At 23.0% G+C, this 25,866-nt stretch carries 30 protein-coding genes; 29 read left to right on the forward strand and 1 reads right to left on the reverse strand.

Going from position 1 to position 25,866, the window contains the following annotated elements; genetic code table 4:
• The first annotated feature begins 1 nt into the window (after nt 1).
• The 18 genes from AACL05_RS00950 to AACL05_RS01035 all read left to right on the forward strand — a co-directional run bounded on the left by AACL05_RS00950 (nt 2) and on the right by AACL05_RS01035 (nt 11,792).
• Nucleotides 2-145, forward strand: a complete 144-nt coding sequence (locus AACL05_RS00950) for a hypothetical protein (protein WP_338961243.1) — start codon at nt 2-4, stop codon at nt 143-145.
• Nucleotides 138-275, forward strand: a complete 138-nt coding sequence (locus tag AACL05_RS00955; RefSeq protein WP_338961811.1) for a hypothetical protein — start codon at nt 138-140, stop codon at nt 273-275. Before AACL05_RS00950 ends, AACL05_RS00955 begins: the two co-directional genes overlap by 8 nt.
• Nucleotides 275-511 (forward strand): hypothetical protein, encoded by a 237-nt coding sequence (locus AACL05_RS00960; RefSeq protein WP_174480108.1) that lies wholly within the window; start codon nt 275-277, stop codon nt 509-511. The genes AACL05_RS00955 and AACL05_RS00960 overlap by 1 nt, the downstream gene beginning before the upstream one ends.
• A gap of 131 nt (nt 512-642) precedes the next feature.
• Nucleotides 643-828: a hypothetical protein gene (locus AACL05_RS00965; RefSeq protein ID WP_338961813.1), complete on the forward strand. Its 186-nt coding sequence runs from the start codon at nt 643-645 to the stop codon at nt 826-828.
• Nucleotides 828-1,652 carry a hypothetical protein gene (locus AACL05_RS00970; protein WP_338961814.1) on the forward strand — a complete coding sequence of 275 codons (825 nt, stop codon included), beginning with the start codon at nt 828-830 and terminating at the stop codon, nt 1,650-1,652. The genes AACL05_RS00965 and AACL05_RS00970 overlap by 1 nt, the downstream gene beginning before the upstream one ends.
• 16 nt (nt 1,653-1,668) lie before the next feature.
• Nucleotides 1,669-1,827, forward strand: coding sequence for a hypothetical protein (locus tag AACL05_RS00975; RefSeq protein WP_338961250.1), 159 nt, complete (start codon nt 1,669-1,671; stop codon nt 1,825-1,827).
• 33 nt (nt 1,828-1,860) lie between these two features.
• On the forward strand, nt 1,861-2,049 hold the full coding sequence (locus tag AACL05_RS00980; protein WP_174480113.1) for a hypothetical protein: 189 nt from the start codon (nt 1,861-1,863) through the stop codon (nt 2,047-2,049).
• 15 nt (nt 2,050-2,064) lie between these two features.
• Nucleotides 2,065-2,439 (forward strand): hypothetical protein, encoded by a 375-nt coding sequence (locus AACL05_RS00985; protein ID WP_338961252.1) that lies wholly within the window; start codon nt 2,065-2,067, stop codon nt 2,437-2,439.
• An 18-nt stretch (nt 2,440-2,457) separates the two neighbouring features.
• A complete protein-coding gene (locus AACL05_RS00990; RefSeq protein WP_338961816.1) occupies nt 2,458-3,639 on the forward strand; it encodes a hypothetical protein in 1,182 nt (393 codons plus the stop codon).
• A 14-nt stretch (nt 3,640-3,653) separates the two neighbouring features.
• Nucleotides 3,654-4,985 carry a hypothetical protein gene (locus tag AACL05_RS00995; protein WP_338961817.1) on the forward strand — a complete coding sequence of 444 codons (1,332 nt, stop codon included), beginning with the start codon at nt 3,654-3,656 and terminating at the stop codon, nt 4,983-4,985.
• A gap of 231 nt (nt 4,986-5,216) precedes the next feature.
• Nucleotides 5,217-5,351 (forward strand): hypothetical protein, encoded by a 135-nt coding sequence (locus AACL05_RS01000; protein ID WP_338986100.1) that lies wholly within the window; start codon nt 5,217-5,219, stop codon nt 5,349-5,351.
• Between the two features lie 3 nt (nt 5,352-5,354).
• Nucleotides 5,355-7,316: a hypothetical protein gene (locus AACL05_RS01005; protein WP_338961820.1), complete on the forward strand. Its 1,962-nt coding sequence runs from the start codon at nt 5,355-5,357 to the stop codon at nt 7,314-7,316.
• 102 nt (nt 7,317-7,418) lie between these two features.
• Nucleotides 7,419-7,541, forward strand: a complete 123-nt coding sequence (locus AACL05_RS01010) for a hypothetical protein (RefSeq protein WP_338961822.1) — start codon at nt 7,419-7,421, stop codon at nt 7,539-7,541.
• A 20-nt stretch (nt 7,542-7,561) separates the two neighbouring features.
• A complete protein-coding gene (locus tag AACL05_RS01015) occupies nt 7,562-8,809 on the forward strand; it encodes a hypothetical protein (RefSeq protein WP_338961823.1) in 1,248 nt (415 codons plus the stop codon).
• A complete protein-coding gene (locus AACL05_RS01020; protein WP_338961825.1) occupies nt 8,754-8,909 on the forward strand; it encodes a hypothetical protein in 156 nt (51 codons plus the stop codon). The genes AACL05_RS01015 and AACL05_RS01020 overlap by 56 nt, the downstream gene beginning before the upstream one ends.
• A gap of 410 nt (nt 8,910-9,319) precedes the next feature.
• On the forward strand, nt 9,320-10,324 hold the full coding sequence (locus AACL05_RS01025; protein ID WP_338961827.1) for a hypothetical protein: 1,005 nt from the start codon (nt 9,320-9,322) through the stop codon (nt 10,322-10,324).
• A gap of 35 nt (nt 10,325-10,359) precedes the next feature.
• Nucleotides 10,360-11,025 (forward strand): hypothetical protein, encoded by a 666-nt coding sequence (locus AACL05_RS01030; RefSeq protein WP_338961828.1) that lies wholly within the window; start codon nt 10,360-10,362, stop codon nt 11,023-11,025.
• 305 nt (nt 11,026-11,330) lie between these two features.
• Nucleotides 11,331-11,792, forward strand: coding sequence for a hypothetical protein (locus tag AACL05_RS01035; RefSeq protein WP_338960349.1), 462 nt, complete (start codon nt 11,331-11,333; stop codon nt 11,790-11,792).
• On the opposite strand, the gene AACL05_RS01040 is transcribed toward AACL05_RS01035, so the two are convergent.
• Entirely contained in the window at nt 11,793-12,824 is a 1,032-nt protein-coding gene (locus tag AACL05_RS01040; protein ID WP_338986102.1) for an Mbov_0401 family ICE element transposase-like protein, read from the reverse strand. It abuts the gene before it with no gap.
• Between the two features lie 47 nt (nt 12,825-12,871).
• On the opposite strand from AACL05_RS01040, the gene AACL05_RS01045 reads away from it, so the two are divergent.
• The 11 genes from AACL05_RS01045 (at nt 12,872) to AACL05_RS01095 (ending at nt 25,827) form a co-directional block, all read left to right on the forward strand.
• Nucleotides 12,872-14,788, forward strand: a complete 1,917-nt coding sequence (locus tag AACL05_RS01045; protein WP_338986103.1) for a hypothetical protein — start codon at nt 12,872-12,874, stop codon at nt 14,786-14,788.
• Between the two features lie 82 nt (nt 14,789-14,870).
• Nucleotides 14,871-15,968, forward strand: a complete 1,098-nt coding sequence (gene ychF / locus AACL05_RS01050; RefSeq protein WP_338961832.1) for a redox-regulated ATPase YchF — start codon at nt 14,871-14,873, stop codon at nt 15,966-15,968.
• An 85-nt stretch (nt 15,969-16,053) separates the two neighbouring features.
• Nucleotides 16,054-16,557 (forward strand): hypothetical protein, encoded by a 504-nt coding sequence (locus AACL05_RS01055; protein ID WP_338961834.1) that lies wholly within the window; start codon nt 16,054-16,056, stop codon nt 16,555-16,557.
• A 14-nt stretch (nt 16,558-16,571) separates the two neighbouring features.
• On the forward strand, nt 16,572-17,231 hold the full coding sequence (locus tag AACL05_RS01060; RefSeq protein WP_338961835.1) for a hypothetical protein: 660 nt from the start codon (nt 16,572-16,574) through the stop codon (nt 17,229-17,231).
• A gap of 13 nt (nt 17,232-17,244) precedes the next feature.
• Nucleotides 17,245-17,931: a hypothetical protein gene (locus AACL05_RS01065; protein ID WP_338961836.1), complete on the forward strand. Its 687-nt coding sequence runs from the start codon at nt 17,245-17,247 to the stop codon at nt 17,929-17,931.
• A 119-nt stretch (nt 17,932-18,050) separates the two neighbouring features.
• Complete coding sequence (gltX, locus tag AACL05_RS01070) at nt 18,051-19,496, forward strand: glutamate--tRNA ligase (RefSeq protein ID WP_338986105.1); 1,446 nt, start codon at nt 18,051-18,053, stop codon at nt 19,494-19,496.
• Nucleotides 19,497-19,686: 190 nt separating this feature from the next.
• On the forward strand, nt 19,687-20,880 hold the full coding sequence (locus AACL05_RS01075) for an HD domain-containing protein (protein WP_338961840.1): 1,194 nt from the start codon (nt 19,687-19,689) through the stop codon (nt 20,878-20,880).
• A gap of 31 nt (nt 20,881-20,911) precedes the next feature.
• Nucleotides 20,912-22,003, forward strand: a complete 1,092-nt coding sequence (locus AACL05_RS01080; RefSeq protein WP_338961842.1) for a hypothetical protein — start codon at nt 20,912-20,914, stop codon at nt 22,001-22,003.
• 83 nt (nt 22,004-22,086) lie between these two features.
• Nucleotides 22,087-23,727, forward strand: a complete 1,641-nt coding sequence (gene argS / locus AACL05_RS01085; RefSeq protein WP_338961843.1) for an arginine--tRNA ligase — start codon at nt 22,087-22,089, stop codon at nt 23,725-23,727.
• A 51-nt stretch (nt 23,728-23,778) separates the two neighbouring features.
• A complete protein-coding gene (rpoE, locus tag AACL05_RS01090) occupies nt 23,779-24,186 on the forward strand; it encodes a DNA-directed RNA polymerase subunit delta (protein ID WP_338961844.1) in 408 nt (135 codons plus the stop codon).
• 36 nt (nt 24,187-24,222) lie between these two features.
• Nucleotides 24,223-25,827 carry a CTP synthase gene (locus AACL05_RS01095; protein WP_338961845.1) on the forward strand — a complete coding sequence of 535 codons (1,605 nt, stop codon included), beginning with the start codon at nt 24,223-24,225 and terminating at the stop codon, nt 25,825-25,827.
• Nucleotides 25,828-25,866 lie beyond the last annotated feature (39 nt).

Raw genomic sequence — 25,866 nt, forward strand, 5'->3', positions numbered from 1 at the left:
TATGAAATATGAAGATAAATGTTCTATGTGCAATAAAGTAAAAGAAAACTTTTTATCCAATACCTGTAATAGTTGTTGATTAGAAGCAGTTAATAAATGAAATAGAAGAAGTTGAGGAAATTTAGGAGACTTTGATAATGAATAAAGAAAAATTACTTAAATATATGAAAGATATAATTAAATGAACTAAAAAAATTAATTATACAAACTCTGATTTTGACAAAAATATTTTAAATTTATTAATTGAAAAAATAAAAAAAGGTGAATTTGACTAATGATAATATTACCTACTTTGTTTGAAAATAAAGATGAAATTGAAATATTATCACCATTTCCAAAAGCAATTCATACAAGTAATGATATTAGAGCAATTATTTTAAGACAATACCCAAATGTTAAATCCAAACACATAATTGTTTCGGACCCAGAAAGTAATGTTGCATTAATAGTTGGTGATAATGATGTTTATCAAGGTTGAATTAAAGTAACAATTAAAAAATTAGAAAATTAAAGGAGCATAAACAAATGCATAAGGAAAAAATTAAAATTAGAAATTATGAATTTGAATTAAATTCTTATGTAGTAGATTCCTTATTGGAAGTTATAAGAGAACTGATAAAAACAAACAAAGGAGAATAAATTATGTTAGATGAAATTTTAAAAGTAATTTTTGATAGAACAGATAAACAAGAATTAATTTATATGATAGAAAGATTAATTCTTGTTACTAAAAATCCGTCAGAAACAAAAAAATGACTTATTAAAGAATTTGATAAAAATCATTATGTTTTAGAAAAATTATTGAATATGAACGGAGAAGTTAAATAATGCCAAATGAAAATACACAATCAAATTATACTTTAACTAAATTAATTAGAACTGGAATAAGTCCAATTTGTGCAATGATTGGTACAAGTGCTTATTATGGTCAAGTAATTGCAAATCCAGTATTAGGTTCAATTAATAGTTTATTATTTGGTAAAAAATTAGGTTTAGATATATGAAATTTAAATCAAAGACCAAATACTAAAACTAAATTAATTAATAGTAGTAAAAAAATATTACTAGGTTTAGGAACAATTGGTTTAGCAAATTATAGTAAATCAACAGAAAATAATATTAATCCTATTATTCCAACAACACCAACTCCAATAACTACTACAACTACAACAGAAGGTCCTCCATGATTACTATTAAATAAACAAGAAAATCAGTCATTAATGGATTGAGATACATATATTAGTTTAAATGCTTATGGTATTTCAAATCTTATTAGTGGATTAACTGAATTAATACCTAATAAATTTGAAACAATAAGAAAGATTTGTAATATGGCTACTGGTGGTTGTTTAATATCAAGTGGTGTTGCTATGGGTATTAATAATGATTTTAATAATGCTTATGCAGTTCCAACTATTGTTGCTGGTGCTTCTGAAATTATTCATAATTTATTACCTATGGAAATTACACATCATAATGAAGAAATGCAAGAAACATCATTTCATGATGAAACTGCAAGATTAATTAATGACAATAGATTTACTATTAATAGTGAAACAACTAGTCAATATGGTAGTGATAATATAAGCGAAGTACCATTAAATAATGATAATGCTTCATTAAATTGAGATTATAATCACATGAGTTTATAAAGGAGGTGAATAATTTATGAATAAAGAAAAAATAATTGAATATTATAATCAGGAAATAAAAACATATAAAGAAAGAATAGAAGAATTCAATAAAGAAATATCTGTATTAGTAGAAATTATAAGTAATTCACAATCAATGATTGAAAGAATTAATGCTGGTCAATTTGATGAATAATTAAAAATAAACAATTGAAAGGAAAATATTCAGATGAAAGAATTTTTACATGAATTAATAATTATTGGAACAAGTGTTGGAACATTAATTTGTAGAGAAATTATTGTTTTATTAAAAAGATTTATCACAACTCCAAAACATGTTAGAGCAAATAACAAAATTATAAAACATCAAAAAAAATTAGCAAAATTAAATGAAAAAATTAATAAAGAAAATAAATAATAAAGGGTGATGTAAATGTTAGAAAATGAAGATAATGTTCAACAAACAACTGAACCTTTAACTGAAAATAATGCTCAACAAGAAATAGAAAATAAAGTTAATGAAGCAAAAAATAAGTTAAATAAACTTAATCAAGAAATTAAAGAAAAAGAAATAATTAATATATTTAAAAAATATCAAGTTAAAACTGAATTTTATGATTTTTTAAAATTTAAAACTAATAATTTAGAAAATTCAAAAATTGAAGAAACTATTAAAAAAATTATTAAAGAACAACCAGTATTTAAAGAAATAATTAATACAGGTGGTAAACAACAAACAATAATAACAAATCAACAAAATTCAATAAAAAGTACATTATTGGATTATAAAAAAAATAATAATTTATAACAGAAAGGAAATCAAAAAATGGCAATACAATTCAATAAAAATTTAGATAATACCGAAAAATTAGTAGAAGCACCAGAGTTTATAGAATTTTATAAACAATCAAATTCACCATGAGCAAGTTTTTTTCCTATCGAAATGGTTAATTCAACAAAAATTGAATTTATAGTTAAAAAACCAAAAAATTCAGAAATTAAAGTATTAAAATGAAATGATAAAAGCAAAGGATTAGATGTTAGTTATGCTGAAACTGTTAAAATTTTAAAAGAAATTAAAGAAGAAGCTGTTGCGGGTGAAATAATTGCTAATGTTGATTTAAATGCTGAAAATGGACAAAATTTATTAAATATAATGCAATATGAAGTTGCTAATGACTTAGCAGATTATTTAGCAAATAATGATACAAATGTAATTGCAAAATATGCAACTAAAATAGAAATTACTGATAAAACACCATTAGGATATTTAAAATCAATGTTAGATGCTTGAAATACTTTATTTCAACTAAGAAATAGTAATAATTGTCGTTTTTTTATTACTAATAATCTTTATGATACTATTGTTTATTTAGCCAATAATAAAGGTCTAATTACTGATAATCAAATTGCTCAACAATTAAGATTAAATGGAAATGATTTATACATCAAAGGTGTACTATCTCAAATTGTAATGGATGATTATATGACATTTACTGATAATAATGAAACTAAAATTATGTCTTTTGTTTTAGCAACACCAAGAGCAATGAAAAGATATATGTTACAAAATACAGTTGTATATGTTCAAGATATTGCTGATGGTAAAGTTGGAAGAAGATATTTAGTTGGTGGAGAAGTAACTGATGAATCAATACCCTATATAACAGATGAAGAAACAACTTCACGCTGAATGTTATGTGCAATTGTTAATAATGATAAAAATGATTTAAAAACTAAAATTACAAGTTTAACAACTGATATTACTGCAAATGTTAATAACAATAATAGTGAATTAAATACACAAATAAAAGGTACTAATGAACTTAAATCATTAAATCCTAATTTAACAAATCCAACTATTAAATATTTTAGTGATGCACAAGGAAAAACTAATGTAAGTAATCAAAAACAAAAAGCGGGTGACTTATACATAGTTATTTCTTCAAATGTTAATGATTTAAATTATAAAGGTTCAACAAATCCAATTAAAATAACTCTTAAATAAAGGAAATTAATATCATGCCAATCGGTACAACTAGTACAGCAATACTTTTAAACATAAATAAACCAAAACATACTAGAACAAGTAACCAACAAGAAAACAAAAGTTTTTGATGAGAAATTTTAGAAATGATTGGTGCACAAGTTATAGCAGTAGCACTTGCTCCTTTTACTGGTGGATTAAGTGAAAGTTTTGCACTTGGATTAGGTGCAAGTGATTTAGTTGCTAGTATTAGTGCTGTTGGTGTAGAGTTTTTAACTGATTTTACTATTAATCAAGTTTATGATTATTTAAAAGGAAATGTAACAAAATTAAATACTTTCTTTAATATACTTCCTGCATTTGCTGGACTTAATAAAATTAGTCGTGGTTATCGTACAAGTAAATTTATTAAACTAGCACAAAAAACTAAAACATTAGAACAAGTGGGAATTAAAGAAGCAAAAAATTTACAAGAAATTATTAGTCAAGTAAGTGGAAAAGAAATTTTAACAGATAAAATTATTGGTAATAAACGTTATTTAATGAATTATAGTTTTACTCCTAATCGTGAAACAGTATTACGAGATTTAGGTTATGTTGCTGAAAGACAATATAAAAATAATTTTCAAAAATTAGAAGCACAAGAGTTAAAAGATTACTTATTATTACAAAATACATTAATAAAACTAAGTCCACAATTAACTCCTAAATTTAAAATTAAAGATATTGAAAAAGCAAATAACTTTTTAAAAAAATTTAATACTGATTTAAAAGAAGTATTAAAAATGAATCAACATGATTGATTAAATTTAGTTCATACAATACATACAGAAAATAGATATGGAAAAACTTTAATTTTAGATTTACAAAAAATTCGTGCTAATGCTATTAAATTTAATTTTAAAAATAATGTTATTCATCAACTTGTTTTAAAAACAAATCAAACTTTTAAATATTTTGATATTAGATTTTATTTAAAAAAAGGTTTAAATAAATTTTGAAAAGATACACCATATTTTGAAAAAATACGAGAAAGTATATATAAATTACAAGAAAAACTTGAAGAGTTAGAAAAACAAGCATTTGAAAAAATTCAGAAATTAAAAGAAAAAGCAACTGATTTATTTACTAGTGCAGAAAAAAGAGCAATTAAACACGCACAATTAATTCCATTAAATTCACCAGTATTTATGGGTTGTAAAATTCAACCTTTGTCATTAGATAAATGTGCAATTACTATTTATCATCGTAATCCTAAGTATAAACCAATTACAGTTGTTGATAGTATTCTTAAAGCAAAAACTTTTGTTACTCAAATACATCCATTTCATTGATATCGTTGATATAGTGGTTGATACATTGGTTAGGGTGTTAATCGTAATAAATGATTAAAAGCAATAGCATTTGCTCCGCCAGTTATTCAACAAATAATTAGAGATAGTTTTAAAGTATATAGAGAAATATTTAGAACTATTAGAACTTATCATAAAGTAATAAATGTTATTAATAATCCTATTGAAAATATTAACAAATCATTTAAAAATGTTGGTTTAAAGTTTTCAGTTAATACTTTATTTGGTACTGGATTATTACATCATTTGGAAAATTTTGCATATAGTCAAGTTGTAGAAAAAGGTAAGAAAAAATTACAAAAAGAAATTATTCATATATCACATAGAAAAACTAAAACAAAAACTAAACATTATAAAAAAGCATTTTTTAAGGAATGATAAATTATGATTAATAAACTTTGAACTGGTGTCAGTCTAGAAAATTATAATAACTGATATCCATTAACTGGAAAAATTACAGAAACACCACAGCAATATATACAAACATGACCAAATGTTAATGATTGATTTAAAACTTTTGCTATTCGTGCTCAAAATGATATTAATGCTTATCTTGGTTTTATTTTATCTAAATTTCCTTTTGATAGTTTTAAAGATGAATTAATTAAAGAAACATTAAGAGATATGGTTTATGTAACCGCTGAACATTGAGTATTTAATCGTACACCAATTGAATTTAATGTTGATGCTACTATTCAGTTTAATAATGGTAGTCAATTTAGTGCAAATAGTATTCCTACAATTAATGTTTGAGATTTAGCACCAAGGACAATGAAAATATGGGCAAGACTAACAGAATTAAAACAAATATTATCAAATTATAATGATGATGAAATAGATGTTGAAAAAATTGATTTAAAAGCATTTTATACTAGAAATCAAGTTGATGAATTAATCGAACAACAAAAAGAATTTACATTATCAAAACAAATTAAATTATATGATGATTTAGTTGATGATAATGAAAATGAAATATATAGAGGTCCTGTTAGTAAATTTATTAATAAAGGTTATGTTGCAACTGATTATGATAAAGAAACTGAAACAATGATTTTAGATTGACCTGATGAAATTGGTACATTACCATCCGAAGCATTACAAAATAATCCACAAATTGGTGATTATACACATGCACCAACTTGTGATTTTTCTGCTAAACAACAAAAACGAATTACTACAAATGAAAATAATATTAAATTATTAGAAACTAAAGTTGATAATAATATCAAATCAATAGAAAATAAAATTGAGATTAATAAACAAAATATTGATGATATTAAAAATAACTGATTTAATATTGAAACTAGTCCATTATGAAAAGAGATATCTAATGAACTTTCAACTGATAATTTAAATAAAGAAATATTAGTAACATGAGGTTATATTTATGAGAGTGATATTTATAAATATAAATATACTAGAAAATCTATATTTAAATTAAATGAAGAATATGCAATAAAATCATATACTCTATTAGATACTTTTTATTCAGATAAAACTAATAATATTAGATTATATTTAACTTGCAGTAATTATAAAATTCGCGCTAGTGCTACACCCGGAACATATTATTCAGGATTTATTTCTAAAATATATCAATATCAAGGAACTGGAACACCAACTGAATTTATATCGGAAGAAGGTACTGAACGTGATTATTATACAAAACTAGAAACTAATAATTTATTAGATAAAAAACAAAATAAATTCCTTGCTGGTACTAATATAAATATTGATGAAAATAATAAAATTAGTGCTACTGGTGGTGGAATTGACCCAACTAATTATTATACAAAACCAGAAGTTGATAAAAAATTAGAAGATACAAAAGCATTATTTCCAATTGCTTTTTCTATGAATGCTATTGGTCAAGAAATTCCTAATTTAGAAACTACTGATAAAACTATTGTTGGTGCTATTAATGAGTTAAAAGAAAAAATAAAAGATAAAAAGTTTTCAAATGATTATTTTAAATATAATACTGAAACAAATGAAATTTTACTAAATGATGAAGAAAATTCATTACTTTGTAAGGATTTATTAGAAAATAATGAATATAAATTATTAAAAACTCAAAATAAAAAATTATTACAAGCAATTAATGAAATATTAGAAAAACAACCACAACCAAGTCCAAGTAGTTCAAATTGAAAAGAAGTAGGAACAAGAGAAAAAAATAAATGAGATAATTGACAAATTACTTATGATTTTCAAGAGAATAAACATTATAGAGTTTATTATTCTTGAAGTATATATAATCCAGTTTATACTATTCAAGAATTTATTATAACTGATAAAAAATTGCTGGTGTACAAATACAAACCTTTAATAATAGTGCTAATATAGTAATTTTATCAGTTCAACATGCAAAATTGATTACTATTTATACTGGAAAAGGTAATTTAAAAGGTAATGTATGAAAATTAGAAGAATTACAGGAATAAAATTATGATTTGAAAAATTATAAAAATTATTTTAAGTTTAATTGGAGTTTTATTATCTTCGGCTATTGCAGGTTTAATTATATTTATTATTGTAAAAATTGTATTAAAAATTAATCAAATATTTTAGAAAGGTGGTGAATATTATTTATGCTAAGTCGTTTTTTTAGAAAAGATAGAAGTAATATTAGTGATAATCAAAATGAAAAAGTAAAATTTTTAAGTAATAAAAATAAAAGTACACATGCTTCTATTTTAAGTTATTTTGGTTTTAATGATTTTAATCATGAAACTTATTTTACTGATTTTGTAGCAGAAAATAACGCTAATTTATATAATGCTCCATTAGATATTAATAATGAAACTATTAAACAATATTTAATTCAACAAGAATTTTATAGAAAAAATTGAAATTCTATTTTTAAATTAAGTAAATTAGGAATTAGTGGTTATTTAATTTATATTGCAAATGATAATTTATATTTTCAAGTAGTTGATATCCAACAAAGAGTTTATGATATTACTGGTAAATTAATTCAATGTACTATTTTTTATGATAGTTATCAACAAAATGCACAAACTGTAAGATTATTTGAAGTTTATACGTTAAACAATGAACAAGTAACAATTAATCGTGTAATTTATAGTATTAATGATAATAAAAAACAATTTCCATTAGATTTTAAATCATTCATTAATAACCCTAATTTAGCACAAGAACAAACACTAAATATTAAGTATATACCAATAGCAATTATGCGAAATAAAGCAAATGAATTAGCAGATTGTGATAAAGTAATGGATAAAATTAAAGCATTAGATGTTATTTATGAACAAATTGTTTTAGATACTATTTTAAACTCACCAAAGTTTATTTTTAGTCAAACTTATGGTAATGTTCAATCAACATTAGAAGAAGCAGTAAGAACATTAGTTACTAAAAACTACATATTTAAAAGTGGTGGAGATAATAATGAACAAAACGAAAATATCAATATGACAAATAGTAATTTCAAAGGTAAAAATTTAACTGATATATACGATTGAAATGTTAATGAAATATTTAAACGTTGTGGTATTCATATTCCAAGTCAAAAAAAATCTGTACAACAATCAGTTCCCGAAAGTACAGCAGTAAATATTTCAACTATTAATTATATTGAACAAAAATTATGACAATTTAATATTGATATTCTTAAATTTATTCAAATATTAATACGTTTAGACAAAGATTTATTAAATAGTAAAACCTTTAATATTAATGATGAACAAGAAATTAATAACTTAACAGTTAAATTAAAGTTATTTAATTCTGAAAATAACCAATTAATAGGAGAGAACAATGGAAAACAACAACAAACCACAAACGAAGTTTCCACAGAAACAGAAACAAACTAAACTTAATCAAGCAGAAGTAGAAAATGATTATTTAATTGATAATATTCCTTATGATTTTACTAATATGATGAGTGCTACTAGTGACCCGGATATTAAATAGTAATATGCCCCATCGACGACAAGATTTGATAAATATAATATATATAAATATAATATGCCCCATCGACGACAAGATTTGTTTTTTAACCTTGATATTAAATATTAAATATTAAAAGTTAATTTCTTTTAATATTATTTAATTTTAAAAGGTTATAACATACCACCTTGATTTTCAAATCAAGTTGGTATTTTTTGTTTTAAATATTTGAAATAACAATAATGAAATTATTATATTAATATTAAATTTAATAAAAAACAAAAAATAGGGAGGAAAATAATGCCAAACACATTTAATTTTAACAACATAACAAAAGGTCAACAATTAAAATTTTTTTTAATAATAATAAAACATTAATTTTTAAGACAGAGAATGCTTCGCAAGGTACAAGATTTGTCGTATTTGGTGAAACATTGGAAGGAGAAAAAGTATTAATTCCTGCTTTTACTGCCGCAGAATTGGATACTAAATATACTTATGTTGATGATAAATCACAACGGACTAACAATTTTATCGATTGAAAAAGTGAAACTAAATTTGGAAGAGTCATTTCTCGTTTTCTAGATGTAGAAGAAATTTATTTATTAAATGCTAAAGGTCAGTTAAGAAAATATAATGATACTTTTCATGATACTGTTTGTTTTCAAAGAAGTAATTTTTATGTGTCTAATGAAACCACTTACAATTTTGAAGATTTAAATTTGTTTTCTTTAAAAAAGAAAGTTTCCAATATTTTATTAGAACATAATAGAGGAACATTACCAATGATTGAAAATGTTTCTCTTATTAAACAAGCAGCAGAAAAAATTGGCGTTTCTTCAACAGCGAGTTCTGTTAAATTATTAACAATGGTAGGAAAATTAAAGTTATTTATACAAAAAATTAATCAATTGCATGAAGTAATAAACGTTTCTGCTTATTCGCAAGAGACAAATATTAATGTTGATGATATCACCTCATTAATTTCCCAAACAGAATTATTAAATAATTTAAATAATAAAACTGGCTCAATTTTTACTAAAGAAGAGTTAGCAAAATTTAAAATTAAATTAGAAGATATTAAAATTGGTGACCAAACAAATATTTTTGACATAAAATTTAATTTTATGTATAAAATTGATGATAATAATTGAAGTAAATCTTTTACTTCTGCTACATTCCAAATTGAAACGAAATGAATAACAAAGTTAGAATTATTAGTAAACATTTATGATGGTGTATTTTCAATGCATTTTATTTTAAAACTGTTAAATTTAGAATCAGAAAAAACAACAAATGGTTTTAAGATGTTAGATCAAGAAATTGCAAAATTAGATCAAGAAATTGTAAGTTTTGTTAATTTAATTGCTGAAGATAACAAAGCGGTTGCTGATCTAGTCAATTTACAAAAAAAATGTAGAAAAAAAATGCTTTTTTAAAAACAGAAAATAAATTAAAAAATGCAATTGCAGAAATGCAAAAAATTTTACATAAAAATGAAAAGATTAAACAAGAACGATTAAATTATTTGCTAACAAGGATAAAATTGGTTAATAATGTTCAAATGCTAAGTTATTTACAGAAAAGGTTATTGACAAAAAGTAAAGAATATTTAATAATAAGTAATGTTTTTAATGAGGTGCATAATTTATCTTTATATAATAGAGAAGCTGTTAAAGGATATATTATTAGAAGCACTAAAAATAATAATTTAGTAGCTACTGATTTTGATTATAAAATTGATAATTTATTTAATGAAAATTTTCCTGAATTTGTTGAAATTCATAAAAATTTACCTCTTGAACTTCAACATAAACCAGAAGCTGTTATTGGAAGTTTATTACAATTTTTAGAAGAACTTAAAGAAATAGAAAAAAATAAACTTTTAGCAAAGACAAGTCCTATTTATACATCAAAAAGGATGGGAGAATCTTATTTTTCGTTATTATCATATGCAAATTATGAAGGAATTTTTTCTGAAACCATAAACAATATTAAAGATATCAAATTAAAAATATTAAACTCTAAAAACAATGAAGAAATTAGAAAATATCAACAACAGTTAGAAGAAATATCTATTAAATTTTGAGAATCACAAAAAGATTTTACTAAGTTAGTTAATGAATGTTTATTTTCCTAATGAGAAGCAAGAAATTTGGCTTAAGTTTGCGTTAGAAGAACATTTTTTATCAGAAAATCAAATATTAAAAAATAATGTTATTAAAAATTATAAAGACAAAGCAGAAGAAAAATGGGAGATTGTCAAAAATCCGGAATAAATTAAATCGTTGTAGTCTTATTATTATGTTAGACAAGAAATAATTTGGATTTTTATGAAATTGTATTTAAATGATATAATTTTTTTAAAAATATTGCAACTAAAATACTTATAATTAAGTTTGTTAAATGTTAAACTTATGAAGTAAAGTTAAGGAGAATTTAAAAATGAAAATTAAAGCACTTAAAAAATTACAGTTATTGACTGTAGTACTATTTATTTTAACTATTTTAATTATTATTGCAGGATTATTATTACTAGGTTTATTTCATGGAAAAGAACTAGTAACTATTAAAAGTAATCATTTAGTTAAAAATACAGAACCTTTAATATATGAATATAATGGTTTTACTTTATGAAGTAAATACAGTTGATATTATATATTAACTAATAACAATATTTGCCTTAATAATTTTGGAAGTTATTATATTATTCATAATTCTTATAATTATTCTTTATTATGGTTAAAAATTGCAGTTATTTTTTCTACAATTGTAGTTCCAATTTTTATTTCTATAATTTTGTCATTAACATTCTTAATTATTGGTTTAAAAAGAAAAATAAAAAATAATAATTTTTGAGATGCTATTGCAAATTGTGAAATAATAAGTAATTATTACATTCATTAATTATGTTTCTAAATTTATTTTATTACATTTAAAAATAACCATTTTAATATAAATTAAAATATTATATGTTCTATTACCAAGCATTTCTTTTAAAACATGTCAAATATTTGTTTCAGTATAACAACCAATATTTCATTTCTTACCTTGATTTTCAATACCTTGTTTATTATTTTTAAAATATTTTTTCTTTAATTTTTTATGATTATCTAATTGATTATATAAATAGTCAATTAATTCATCATATTTACCATTATTAATTAAATTTTTACAGTGATTATATTCTTTTAAATATTTTCCTTTATTTCCAGCCAATATTCCAAGATATAATCTTCTAATTAAATGAAATTTATCTAAAATAAACTCAGCACCTAAATAATCTGCAACATCTTTAATTCACCCTGCACTATCACCACAAATAATTATTTTTGCTTGTTCAACATTTTCATAAAATTTTTTACAATGTTCTTTAATAAATTCAACAGTCTTTTTAACTCCAATTGCTGTTCTTGTTGGTCTTATAATTGCTTTTACTCTTTTATTTTGTACTTTGTGATTAATATTATCTGTATATGTTGTTATTAATCTCATAGAGTGTTTTATACCTTTACGTTTAAAATCTCAAAACTTTCGATGTCCATCATCAATTGCTACAAAAATAGGTTGATTTTTTTCTAATTTTACTTTTACTGGATTTGCTTCAATTACTTCTAAATTCTTAAAAACTCTATGAACAGTGCTAACACTAATACCTGCTTTTTTACAAATAGCACAAATATCATGATATCTTTTTCCGTCAGCAAAATATTCAATAATAGTTTGTTCAACATCTTCACCAATTCTTTTATATTTAGGTAATTCTAGTCATTCATCAACTAAACAAACACGAACTCATTTTTGTAATTTTTCATCAAAATATTCATAAATTCTTCTTTTATAAGTTACTGGGCGGTTGTCAAATTTACGAAATAAGTAGTGTATTAAAAATAAATCAGCAATTAGTACAAGGTTTTCAAGAAGAATTATCTGATACATTCAAAGTCTCAAGACAAAGAATTAAACAAAAATTAAATCAACAAAGATTGGCAACTGGTAATTGAAAAGTTGATGATATTATTTCAATTAATAGTATAATCGATATTACTGGTATTAATGAAAAACAAGCAGTTTCATTTAAAGTTTTAACAAAAAATAAAGATGATTTTACTGTTATTATTCAATATTTAAATTCAAAAAAACAATTAGAATATAAAATAAGAGACATTACGATTAATAATTGTGGGACATTCAATTTTACTTTAAATAAAGAAGAAGTTACATTTCCAAATTGACAAGAAATTTTGAAGTTACAATCGTTAATAAATGATTATATAATTTGAAAAGATAAAGAATTAGTAGAACATGTAGAATTGTTATCGAACAAACTTAAAAAAATTAGTAATTCAGTTTTAAGTTTTGTTAAAGTTAATAATCAAAATTTTTTCAATAATTGAGAATGAGAAATTAATTTGCAAAAAATTAAAGAAAAATTATTAGTAACTATTGAACAAGAAATAGAAGAATATAAACAATTAATTGAAAAAGGTCAAATGCAATATGAAAAAAATTTAAAAATTAGTCAAGAATTAAAAGAAAATCTTACTAATGGTAATTTAAATTTTGTTTTTAGTGAAAACAGTAAAGAAAATATTAAAAATTTAAATCAAAATAAAAACAACACCAATGTAACATTTGATATTTTTTATTATAATAAAAAATATTTTATAGGTAGTTATAAAACTGAAACATCTGCCATTAATTTTAAAATTCTTAGAGATAGTTTAATTGCAAAAAACAGGCTACTAGAAATAAAAGAAAAAGTTGCCGCCATAAGAAAATCAGTTTTAATAGTTGATAGTAAAATAAGAACGGCAGTTAATGATTTAACTAAGTTACATGATAGCATTATTGAACTTTTACAAATTAAGAAACAGGAATGAGAAACGTTAACTAATCATACAATTGTAAATGTTCAACTACAAAATCAAAAGATATTAGCACAATTAAAGTTAGATATCGAACAACTTGTTAAAAAAATCAGTTTTATTAAAAATAAAATTTCTGAATTAAGTAACCAAAAAATAGCAAATTCATGATTTTATAATGACTATCTAACTTTTATCAGATATTATGAGAAAGCGAATGAAGTTGCACCTTGAAGTATTGAAAAATATTTATGTTGAGATAAAAACTTTAATATTATTAAAAACAATTTAAAAATATATACTGGTTATGATGATTTTGATGATTATAAAACAATATTTTTAAGTAAACTTTACAATATTAAAACTATTGATATTGAACACTGTCAAAAATCTTTAGTAGAAATATCAAAAACAAAATTTAAAAAACTTAGTTGATGACAAAAAATAATAAATAAATTATCGTGAACATGAAAAAAAACAAAAAGAAATATCAAAGTGATTAAAGAAAATAATATAAAAAATTTTGGAACTTTAATTGCAAATTTAAATGAAAATAAAACATCAATAGATAAAATAAGCGTATCTTATCAAAGACAAAGTATACCAGAACTATTGCCAACATCTGAGCCTTGAGATGAATGAATAATTGAAAAAAAACCTAAATTATCACGTTCAAATAGTACTGATAGTGCGATAAGTTCACTTTCTTATGAATTTGAAGAAAATGATTATTCTATTATTGATATCGATAAAATATTAAGAGAACTTAATAGTTATAGTTTTCCACAGTATAGTGATTTAGAAAGTAGTACTGAATCATCTCGTCAAGAATTTAATCATTGTCTTACTAGAACAGCATCTAGTGATAGTGGCATTTGTTCTGGTCAGATTACTCCTAAACCAGTTAGTACAAATCCTTTTGATGATGAAAGCGATGATGAAGAACTTGCTGGTAATACTATTAATGAATCTAATAATTTAGTAAATACTGTACCATTACCATCCAAATCAACTCCAAAATTAAATTTTTCTTAATTGATAATTAATTTTATATTTTTCTTTATAATTTATATGATACGATGTAATCATATAAGTAAAAGAAACAGGTGTATATTATATGTTAACTGCTGGTATCGTTGGTTTACCTAATGTAGGTAAATCAACATTATTTAAAGCCATAACCAATTCACAAGTATTAATTGAAAATTATCCTTTCGCTACTATAAAACCAAATATTGGTAGCGTTCCAGTCAATGATTCAAGAATTTTAAATTTAATAAAAATTTTTAATCCACAAAAAGTTGTACCAACAATTTTAGAATTACATGATATTGCTGGACTTGTCAAAGGCGCTAGTAAAGGTGAAGGATTAGGTAATCAATTTCTTGCCAATATTAGAACGGTTGATGCAATATGCGAAGTTATTCGTTGTTTTGATGATATTAATGTTACTCATGTTGAAAATAAAATTGATCCAATTAATGATTTTGAAATTATTGAATTGGAATTAATGTTAGCTGATCAAGAAGTAATAAGTAAACGAAAAGAAAAAGTTCGTAAAAAATCGCAAATAACTAGAGATAAACAAGGTATTGCTGAGGTAGCTTTATTAGAAAAAATTAATAATGAATTAAACAATGGTATTGCTATTCGCAATCAAAAGTTAAGTTCAGAAGAATTACTAATGATTAAACCTTATAATTTTTTAACTGCTAAACCAATAATTGTTATTGCTAATATTAATGAAAAAGATTTAATAACTAAAACTAATAAATATGTTGAACAATTACAACAATATATGAGCAAAAAAAATATTACTGTAATTGTTGTTTGTGCTAAGACAGAATGTGAACTTTCTGAATTAGAAGCAGAAGAAAAAAAAGAAATGTTTAAAGAGTTAAATATTTTTGAATCAGGAATTGATCAAATTGTATTAGCAACTTATAAACTATTAAATTTAGGTACTTATTTTACTGTTGGACCCAAAGAAGTTCATGCTTGAACTTTTATTAAAGGAATGAAAGCACCAGAGTGTGCTGGTATCATTCATACAGATTTCATGAAAGGTTTTATTAGAGTTAAAGTTTATAATTATCAAGATATAGAATTATTGGGTAGTGAAAAAAATGTTCAGGAAAAGGGAAAAATGAGAGTTGAAGGTAAAAATTATATAGTTGAAGATGGTGATATTTGTCATTTCCTTTTTAATGTTTAGTTTTAAGATAATATTAATTATAAAAAGGTTATAGTTTTGTTATAATTAATTTGAAAATATACTAGCAAGAAAGGAAAAAATTATTATGTTAAAAAGTAATTTACAAAATCCTGATTCTGACATTCAAGAAAACAATTATGTTCCAAATAAAAAAACTAAAAAGTTTGATGTTCTTAATAAAATAAAAGTTTCAAGAGCTTTACTTTTTTGATCACCAATTGTGCAAATTATTGGTAGTATTGCTTTTTTAATACTATTAATAGTTAATACATTTGTTGGGCAAAAAATGGGGTTTGAATTTAGTAAACTACAATTAGCTTTATCATTATCATATGTTGGAGTTGCAATTTTAGTCAGTATTATTTGTTTTATGATACCAGCAAAGAAACTTAAAAAGAAATCTTCATTTAGAATTACTGCTATTTCAACATTAATATTATCAACATTAATGTTAAGCGGTAGTCTAGTTTTTTGATCAATACCAGTATTATTATTTTTTTCATTAATCTCATTAATTGTATGAATATGTGAAGTAATAGCAGCGATTATTTTAATTTTAGTAGTTGAAGAATTACCTAATGAAAAATAAAGTAGGTGAAAATAATGAAAATTAAAGATTTAGATAATCTTAAAAACAAAGAAACATGTTTTATTCCATATGAACAAAAAACTAAAAATGCATATTTTGTTTATTTGACAATATCAATAGTTCTTTTTTTATCAGTTTTTATTTTTTTATTATTTGCTGCTATTAATGTATCAAAATATAAATTATATAATGTAAAACTTACTGATTTTAATTATCCTATTTTGAATTTATTTTATGTACCAATTGTTTGTTTAATTGCAATTACTGTAAGTATGATTTTATTAATATTTGCTCCTAGAGTAAGTATTGTCTCTTCAAAGTATAGCAGTAGAATGTTTTATACTGCTTTTTGATTATTAATTCTTAGTGTAATGTTAAGTTCAGAAGTACAATTAACTTATATTTCACAATCTGGAATATTATATAATGAAAATTATCATTGAATTAATCCAATTATTGCAAGAATATTTATTATTTTTAGTCTTTTTTTAATTTTGATTACACAACTATTTTTTTGAATTATGCGTAGAAAGTTTACATTTATGAACTCAGATTATGAAATTTATACTACTAGAAGTATGGAAAAAAAACAAAGACGAATTAGAAAACAAGAATTAAAAAAAATTAAAAAACAAGAAAAGGGATTTAGTAAAAAAACTTTGAATATTAAATAAGGGGGACAGATTTATGAGAATTCGTAATTGGTGGTTTATTAGTTTTTATTTATTATTAAGCACATTTATTATTTATGAATTATTTTTTTTAATTGCTTTGTCAAAAAATACAGTTTTAAAAGATTTATATTATTATGGTTTTCAAATTGCAGAACCTTCACCAAGTTTTAATCCTTCAAGTTATACTACAGTTTATTATTTACCAGTAATAGGTTTGATTGTAAGTAGTTTTGGGTTGATAAGTTGTATTTTTACGGCAAGAGTTTTTCTTGAAAAATCTCCTCGTTTTAAATTTGTATTTTTAGTTGTAAACTTTATAATTTTTGTTGTTGGATTTTTAATAAGTTTTTCTGGTCAATTGCTTTATTGTGAATGAAGTAATGATAGTGCACAAATAATACCTAATAGGGGTGGAACAATTGAAACACCAAGTTTTTATTATCGAAATTGAGTTTCTTCAACAATTGTTTGATCAATTTTTGGTTTTTATTTTGCATTACTTGTTGCAGCAGTTATTTTATTACTTAAATTAAATTTAATTAATGTTCAAACATATCACTTTTATCGTCAACGTATTGAACAAGCAATTGAATTTGAACCAGAATTAAAACAACCATTACCAAGTTCTAATGAATTTGATCCAAATGATACACAGACTATTACAATTTTTCTTGATGAAGAAGTAAATGAAAAATTATAATCTAAAACTAATCGTAAAAAAATAATAAAAAAAATTAAATTCTAAAAAAAAGACTAATAAAGTAGAAAAAAAAGTTAGTAAGATTAAAAAATCTTAAATTTAATAAAGATGGTGAAAATATGAAAATTCGTGTACGATATGCACCTAGTCCTACTGGGTATTTACATATTGGTGGTGCTAGAACAGCATTATTTAATTATTTATTTGCAAAAAATAACAAAGGAGATTTTATAGTTAGAATTGAAGATACTGATTTAGAACGCAATATTGAAGATGGAATTAGTTCACAATTAGATAATTTACGTTGAATGGGAATAATTCCTGATGAAACTATTGATTTACCAGGTAAATATGGTCCTTATAAACAAACTGAACGTTTAAATATATATATTCAACATGCATTAATACTAATAAAAGAAAAAAAAGCATATTATTGTTTTTGTACACCTCAATATCTAGAAGAAATGCGTAAGAAACAAGCAGATAAAAATATTTTAGCTTTCCAGTATGATGGAACATGTTCAAAATTAGAGCAGTCTGTAATTGAAGAAAATTTACAAAATAAAATTTCATATGCTATTAGAGTTAAAATTACCACTAATAAAAGTTATAAAATTAAAGATTTAGTTCGTGGTAATGTTGAATTTAATTCAGTAGACTTAGGAGATTACATTATTATTAAATCAAATGGAGTGGCCACTTATAATTTCGCTGTTGTTATTGATGATCATTTAATGGAAATAAGTCATGTTTTTCGTGGTGAAGAACATTTGTCAAATACACCAAAACAATTAGTTATTTATGAGTATTTTAATTGGAAAATGCCAATTTTTGCCCACTTAACATTAATTGTTAATAATAAACGTAAAAAATTATCAAAACGTGATGGTAGCATTATCCAATTTATTCATCAATATCGTAAAGAAGGATATTTACCAGAAGCAATTTTTAATTTTATTGCTTTATTAGGATGAAGTTCGCATGAAGAAAAAGAAATTTATACTAAAGAACAATTAATTAAATTATTTACCCCAAAATATTTAAGTAAAGCACCAAGCATGTTTGATCCAGAAAAATTAGTGTGAATGAATAATTATTATATTAAAAGATTAAATGTTGAACAATACTTAGCTTTAGTAACACCTTTTATTAAAGAAAAATATAATTGAAATAGCAAAACTATTGAATGATGAAAAGAAGTATTATTAATTTATCAATCACAGTTAGAATATGGTAGTCAAATTAATGAATTGGTAAGTTTATTTTTTAAAAATAATTTTAAGGTAAATATAGAAGCAAAGACTTTTTTGAATGATAATGAATGTAACTTAGTTTGTACAACATTTATTAAAAAGATTATTGATTGTAAAAATTGAACTAGTGATAATATTAAAAACATTATTAATGAAGTTAAAAAAGAAACTAATGTTAACGGCAAATTATTATTTATGCCAATTAGAATTATTACGACAGGACAAATGCATGGACCTGATTTAGTTAGCACCATTAAACTATTAGGTTATGCTACCATTATTAATAATGTGAAATTAAATTTTAAATATTAAAGAAAAATAATTATTATTACTTATATAGAAAATATAATATTTACTTTTGTTATAAATAAAAATTATAAAATTGTTCTTTTCACTCAAAATAATTATTAAAATAGAAGAAAAATTTTATATTATGTTACTATTAAAATAAAAAATTAATAATACCTAAAATTTATAAGATATTAATGAGAGGTTAAAATTTATGTCAAGCAATAATTATAAAGTAACTTTTATTCGTGACGCTATACACAAAAATATTAATATCAGCGAACCCGTTATTCAGGTGTTAATATCTTGTAAAGAATTTCAAAGATTAAGATGAATTAATCAACTTGGTGGTGTCCAAATTGCTTTTCCTAATGCAACTTATACTAGATATGTTCATAGTATCGGTGTTTATCATATATTAAATCGTGTTCTTAGTGAAGTTGAAGGTTCTTCTTTATTAACTAAAGAGGAAAAAATAAACATTAAAATTGCTGGTTTATTACATGATTTAGGACATGGTCCTTTTTCACACACTTTTGAAAAAATCATAAACCTTAATGTTAATAAAAAAGAAAATTTTACTCATGAAGATTATACTTGTGCTATTATTAATGATAATAGTACTGAAATTAACATGATTTTAAAACAATTTAATATTAATATTAATGCTATTATTGGTATCCTTAAGAAGGATTATAAAAATTATCCTAAATATCAAATTCAATTGGTATCATCGCAATTAGATTGTGATCGTATTGATTATTTAATGCGTGATGGATATTTTACAGGAGTTGGTTATGGAAGTATTGATATTGATTGAATTATTACAAATATGATAATTGATATTAAAGAGGGTTTAGTTTTTTCATACAAGGCAATTTCTGCTATTGAAAATTATTTAATCACAAGGTTCCATATGTATTCTCAAGTTTATTATCATAAAAGTGGAATTCTTTTTGATCTTAATTTACAAAAATTATTTTCAAGAATAACTGAATTATATTTTGATAAAACTTATTCATTTAAAGTCAATATTCATGATTTTATTGCTATTTTTGAGGGAAAAAGCGTTGAAATACAAACATATTTAAATTGAACAGATGCTACTTTAATTAAGTTAATGCAAGATATTATTAATTTTGAAAACGATAATGAGTTAGTAAAAATATCAAAAGTAATTTTATTTTGTTTTAACTGAGAAAATGAATTGTTGTTATTAACAAGTCAAAATAACACTAATGTTATTGGGGTTAAACAAGATTTAAAAAATGTACTTTATTATTTTAAAAAAGATCCAATTATTATTAAAACAAAAAACGAAGAGTATATTACTTTAGAAAAAATCTCACAAATTTTGCAAGATCCAATTAAAGCACCAAATACAATTTATTTTTTAAAAAAGAAATAGAAATTTAAAACTGTTATAAAATGAGGTAATTATGAAAATTTTAAAATCAATTAATAAAGTTTTTGAGTATCCAAATATTTTAGATTTAACGCCAGGAGATTTTTACTTAAATTCACATGAGTATCACTTAGCAACGCAAGAAGTAATAGTGATATTGGGCGTATTAATTAATAAAGAAAAAATTGAAAATGCTATTAAAACTTTAAATTTTACTTGAATAAATTTTAAAGAAAAAGTAATAGTTTATTTTTCTATTTTTGCCTACCTTATAATAGGTAATGAATATAATGATTTAAAATCAGTTAAAATAAATCAAATTAAATTTAAAGATAATACGTTAAAAATTAAATTTAAAGAAACATTACTTACAATGATTAATAAGTTTCCAAGAACGTTGCATTTAACTAATGTTTTGGGTAATGATAATGATCGCGCTAATATGTATGCAGTTAACGCTATTTTAAATATTAAAAAAGGGATTGGATATGATAATTTTCATATTACTCTTTTTTCAGTATATCAATCGTTAGAATTAAAACTAAAGCATTGTTTAAGAAAATATATTCAAGTTGAACCTTCAGCTAGTAAGAAAAAATTTAATTTTCATAATTTAATAAGATTGCTTAAATTAATTAGTACTACAAGAGTTGAAAGTGAGGAAATGAGTAAAATATTATTAAATTTAAGAGAACGTTTGCGTTATTTTGAACAAATTAATCCTGGTGGTCAAGCAGCAAGATATGAAGCTGAGATAAATCATAATTATTTTCATAATTTAAATTCGTATATAATTAATGAACAAGAATTACTAAGTAATTTTGTCAAGGCTTTAAGTTTATTACAAGAATTATATTTAAAATTAATAGAATTATATAAAGATGATAATACTAAAGTTAAAATGCAAAAAAAAATTGATTTAGAATTAGTTAAAGTTTCAGGAATTAAGATCGAAGATGATCCAAAAAAAATTAATGATAAATTAAGAAATGTACTGGATAATCAAATTTTTGGTAACTATCAAGAATTAATTGATTTAAATTACAATGATGTTGCTATTTTGGAATTTTTAATCAGAATTGGATTTATACAGTATGTTAATGATACAATTGAGCAACTTTTATAAAAAAGTATTTATTTTTATTTTTTTATATGATATAAATTAAATTTATGAGTATAATATTTTAGATATTGAAAGGGGTCTGAACTGTGGACAGTTATGTTATTAATGAACTCACTACTATTATTCTTGATGCAGTAGCATTTGCAAATTATGAAATAGAATTGAATCAAGTTGTTATTGAAATTAATAAAAATAATGACTTAGGTGATTATTCTACATCAATAGCAATGATATTAGCAAAAAAATATAAACAAAAACCATTAGACATTGCTGAAATTATAGTTAAAAATATTCATCAGAAACACCCATTAATTAAAAAAATTGATTATATTACTCCTGGTTTTATTAATATTAATATTAATGTTGAAGTATTTAGTTTGTTATTAATGAAAATTATTAATGAGAAATCATTATATGGTCAATCTAATAAAAAAAATATTACTTATAATATTGAATTTATTAGTGCCAATCCAACCGGACTTTTACATTTAGGACATGCAAGAAATGCGGCTATTGGTGATAGTTTAGCTAATATATTAGAACATAGAGGATATAATATAGTTAGAGAATACTATATTAATGATGCTGGTAATCAAATTAATGTTTTGGCCAATTCAATTTTCATAAATTATCAAAATCTTTGTGGTAATGCTGTTGAATTACCAAAAGAAAGTTATCGTGGTTCTGAAATTTTAACTGCTGCACAATCATTTTTGAAATTAAATGGTAATAAATTTGCAAATAAACCTTTTGATGAAACCTCTTCTTTAATTTTTAAAGAATTTGGTATTAATTATATGCTTTCAGAAATTAAAAAAGATTTAAAAAAATTTAAAGTTAAAATTAATATTTGATTTTCTGAATCATTTTTATATAAAGAAAATATTATTTCTAATTTAATCAAACAATTTGAAATGCAAGGCAATACTTATCAACTTGATGGTGCTATTTTTTTAAAAACTACTTTATTTGAAGATGATAAAGATCGTGTAATTGTTAAGAAAGACAAAACTTATACATATATGCTTCCTGACTTAGCTTATCATCATATTAAATTTCAACGTAGTGATGTGTTAATTAATATTTGAGGAGCAGATCATTATGGCTATATTCCACGAATTAAAGCAGGATTATATATGCTTAATAATGATGCCACTAAACTTGATATTTTATGTATGCAAATGGTAAAGGTTATTGATAATGGCAAAGAACAAAAAATGTCAAAAAGAGCAGGAACATCAATAACTTTAAGACATATGATAGATTTAATTGGAAAGGATGCTTTACGTTATTTTTTAGTATCAAGATCAGTTGAATCACATCTTGATATTGATTTAGCACTTGCTAAACAACAATCTAACGAAAATCCTGTTTATTATGCACAATATGTTCATGCACGTATAAATCAAATTATAGAGAATTATCCAAAATTTGAAATTGCAAATAGTATTAATTTATTAACAGAACAAAAGGAAAAAGAAGTATTGATTACATTAGATGAATATATAATTATTTTGCAAAAAATTGAAAAACAGCATCAACCGCATTTACTTACAAATTATATTCAGAAATTAGCTAAGTTATTTCATTCTTATTATAATAAACATAAAGTTATTAGTGAAGATCAACAATTAACAATTCAACGATTAACATTAGTTTTAGCAATAAAACAAATAATGGCCAATGCTTTAAATTTAATTGGTGTGGATGCGCCTAAAAAGATGTAAAAAATATATTTTTTATTATTTATAATATACAATTTAGAAGGTGATTAAGAAATGCAAAACAAACAAACATTAGTAGAAGTAGCATATAGTTTTTTATGCAAAAAGAAAAAAAGCAGTTTTAATGAAATTTGAACACATGTTAAAAAACAATGTAATATTTCTAAAGAAGATGAAGAAAAAATTGCTGGTGAACTTTATACTGGAATTATTTTAAATACCAATTTTTTCTTAAAAAATGATAAACTTTGATATCCACGTAATGAAGTCTCATTAGAGGAAATTAAAGAACATATGACAAGAGTAGAAATTCCAAGTAATACAAAAGACGAAATTGATAGTACTGAAACAGTTACAGATAATGATGAAACTATAGATTTAAGTGAAGACGTAGAAGATGAAGATGATGATTTAGATACCATTAGTATTAAACCATTAGAAGATAGTTATGATGATGAATAATAATGATATTATTAATTAATATTTAGGAGAAAACTAATGAATTCAAAGTATATATTTATTACTGGTGGTGTTGTATCATCTTTAGGTAAAGGAATTACAGCAGCATCGCTTGGGTGTATATTAAAGCAAAAAAATATTAAGATTTTTATGCAAAAATTTGACCCTTATATTAATGTTGACCCAGGTACTATGAGTCCTTATCAACACGGTGAAGTATATGTAACTAGTGATGGTGCTGAAACTGATTTAGATTTAGGTCATTATGAACGTTTTATTGATGAAAATCTGACTAGAGATTCCAATATTACTGCCGGAAAAGTATACCAAACTGTTTTAAAAAAGGAACGTGATGGTTTTTATGAAGGGAAAACTGTACAAGTTGTACCTCATGTTACTGATGAAATTAAAAAACATATTTTTAATTCCGCAATTAATAGTAAGGCTGATGTTATTATTACCGAAATTGGTGGAACAGTTGGTGATATTGAATCATTAGCTTTTATTGAAGCCATTAGACAAGTTAAAAACGAAAAAGGTCATGAAAATGTTATTGTTATTCACACTACATTAATTCCTTATTTATATTCGGTTGGTGAATTTAAAACGAAACCCAGTCAACATTCAGTAAAAGAAATATTATCATTAGGTATTCAACCTGATATTTTGGTTTGTCGTAGTGAAACTATGCCACCTGATCATATTTTTGATAAATTATCTTTATTTTGTAATATTAAACGCAGTCATGTTTTAGCAATTCCTGATTGTGATAATATTTATAAAGTGCCATTATCTTTAGAACAACAAAAAATTGATGAAGTAGTTTCAGAATTATTAAAGTTAAATAAAACTAAACCAGATATGTCAGAATGACATGTAATTGTTAAAAAGTTAGATAATATTAATCAAGAAGTTACTGTTGGTATTGTGGCAAAGTATTCGAATTTAAGTGATGCTTACTTATCAGTAATTGAATCATTGAAAATTGCAGGTTATAGTCTTAATACTAAAGTTAATTATAAAATTATTAACGCCGAAAGTTTAGATAGTAAAAACATTAATTCTATGCTTTCCCCTTTCCAAGCAATAATTGTTCCTGGTGGCTTTGGTAATCGTGGTGTTGAAGGCAAAATCAATGCAATTAATTATACTCGAGTTAATAAAGTTCCTTTCTTGGGATTATGTTTAGGTATGCAGTTAGCTTGTATTGAATATGCTCGTAATGTATGTAATTTACAAGATGCTAATTCTACTGAATTTAATGAAAAAACTAAAAATCCTATTTTTGATTTATTACGTGGTAAAAATAAAAATGATCAAATTGGGGGAACTTTAAGATTGGGTAATTATCCAACCACTTTAATTAATGATTCATTAGCAAAATCTCTTTATAAACAAACTATTATTATTGAACGTCATCGTCATCGTTATGAATTTAATAATAGTTATAAAACATTACTTGCAAAAAATGGATTAATTTTTAGTGGTATATATAATAAAGAAGATTTGGTAGAAGTGATTGAGTTACCAAAAGAAGTACATCCATTCTTTATTGCAAGTCAGTTTCATCCTGAATTCACATCAAGAATTAATAAACCAAATCCTTTATTTTTAGGATTAATTAAAAGTATTATTAAAAAATAATGATTAAGTAAGAAAATTTAATTTTAAAATTGTTATAAT

Origin of the sequence: Spiroplasma endosymbiont of Thecophora atra (genome assembly GCF_964019735.1) — a bacterium.
Lineage (GTDB): Bacteria > Bacillota_I > Bacilli_A > Mycoplasmatales > VBWQ01 > Spiroplasma_E > Spiroplasma_E ixodetis_A.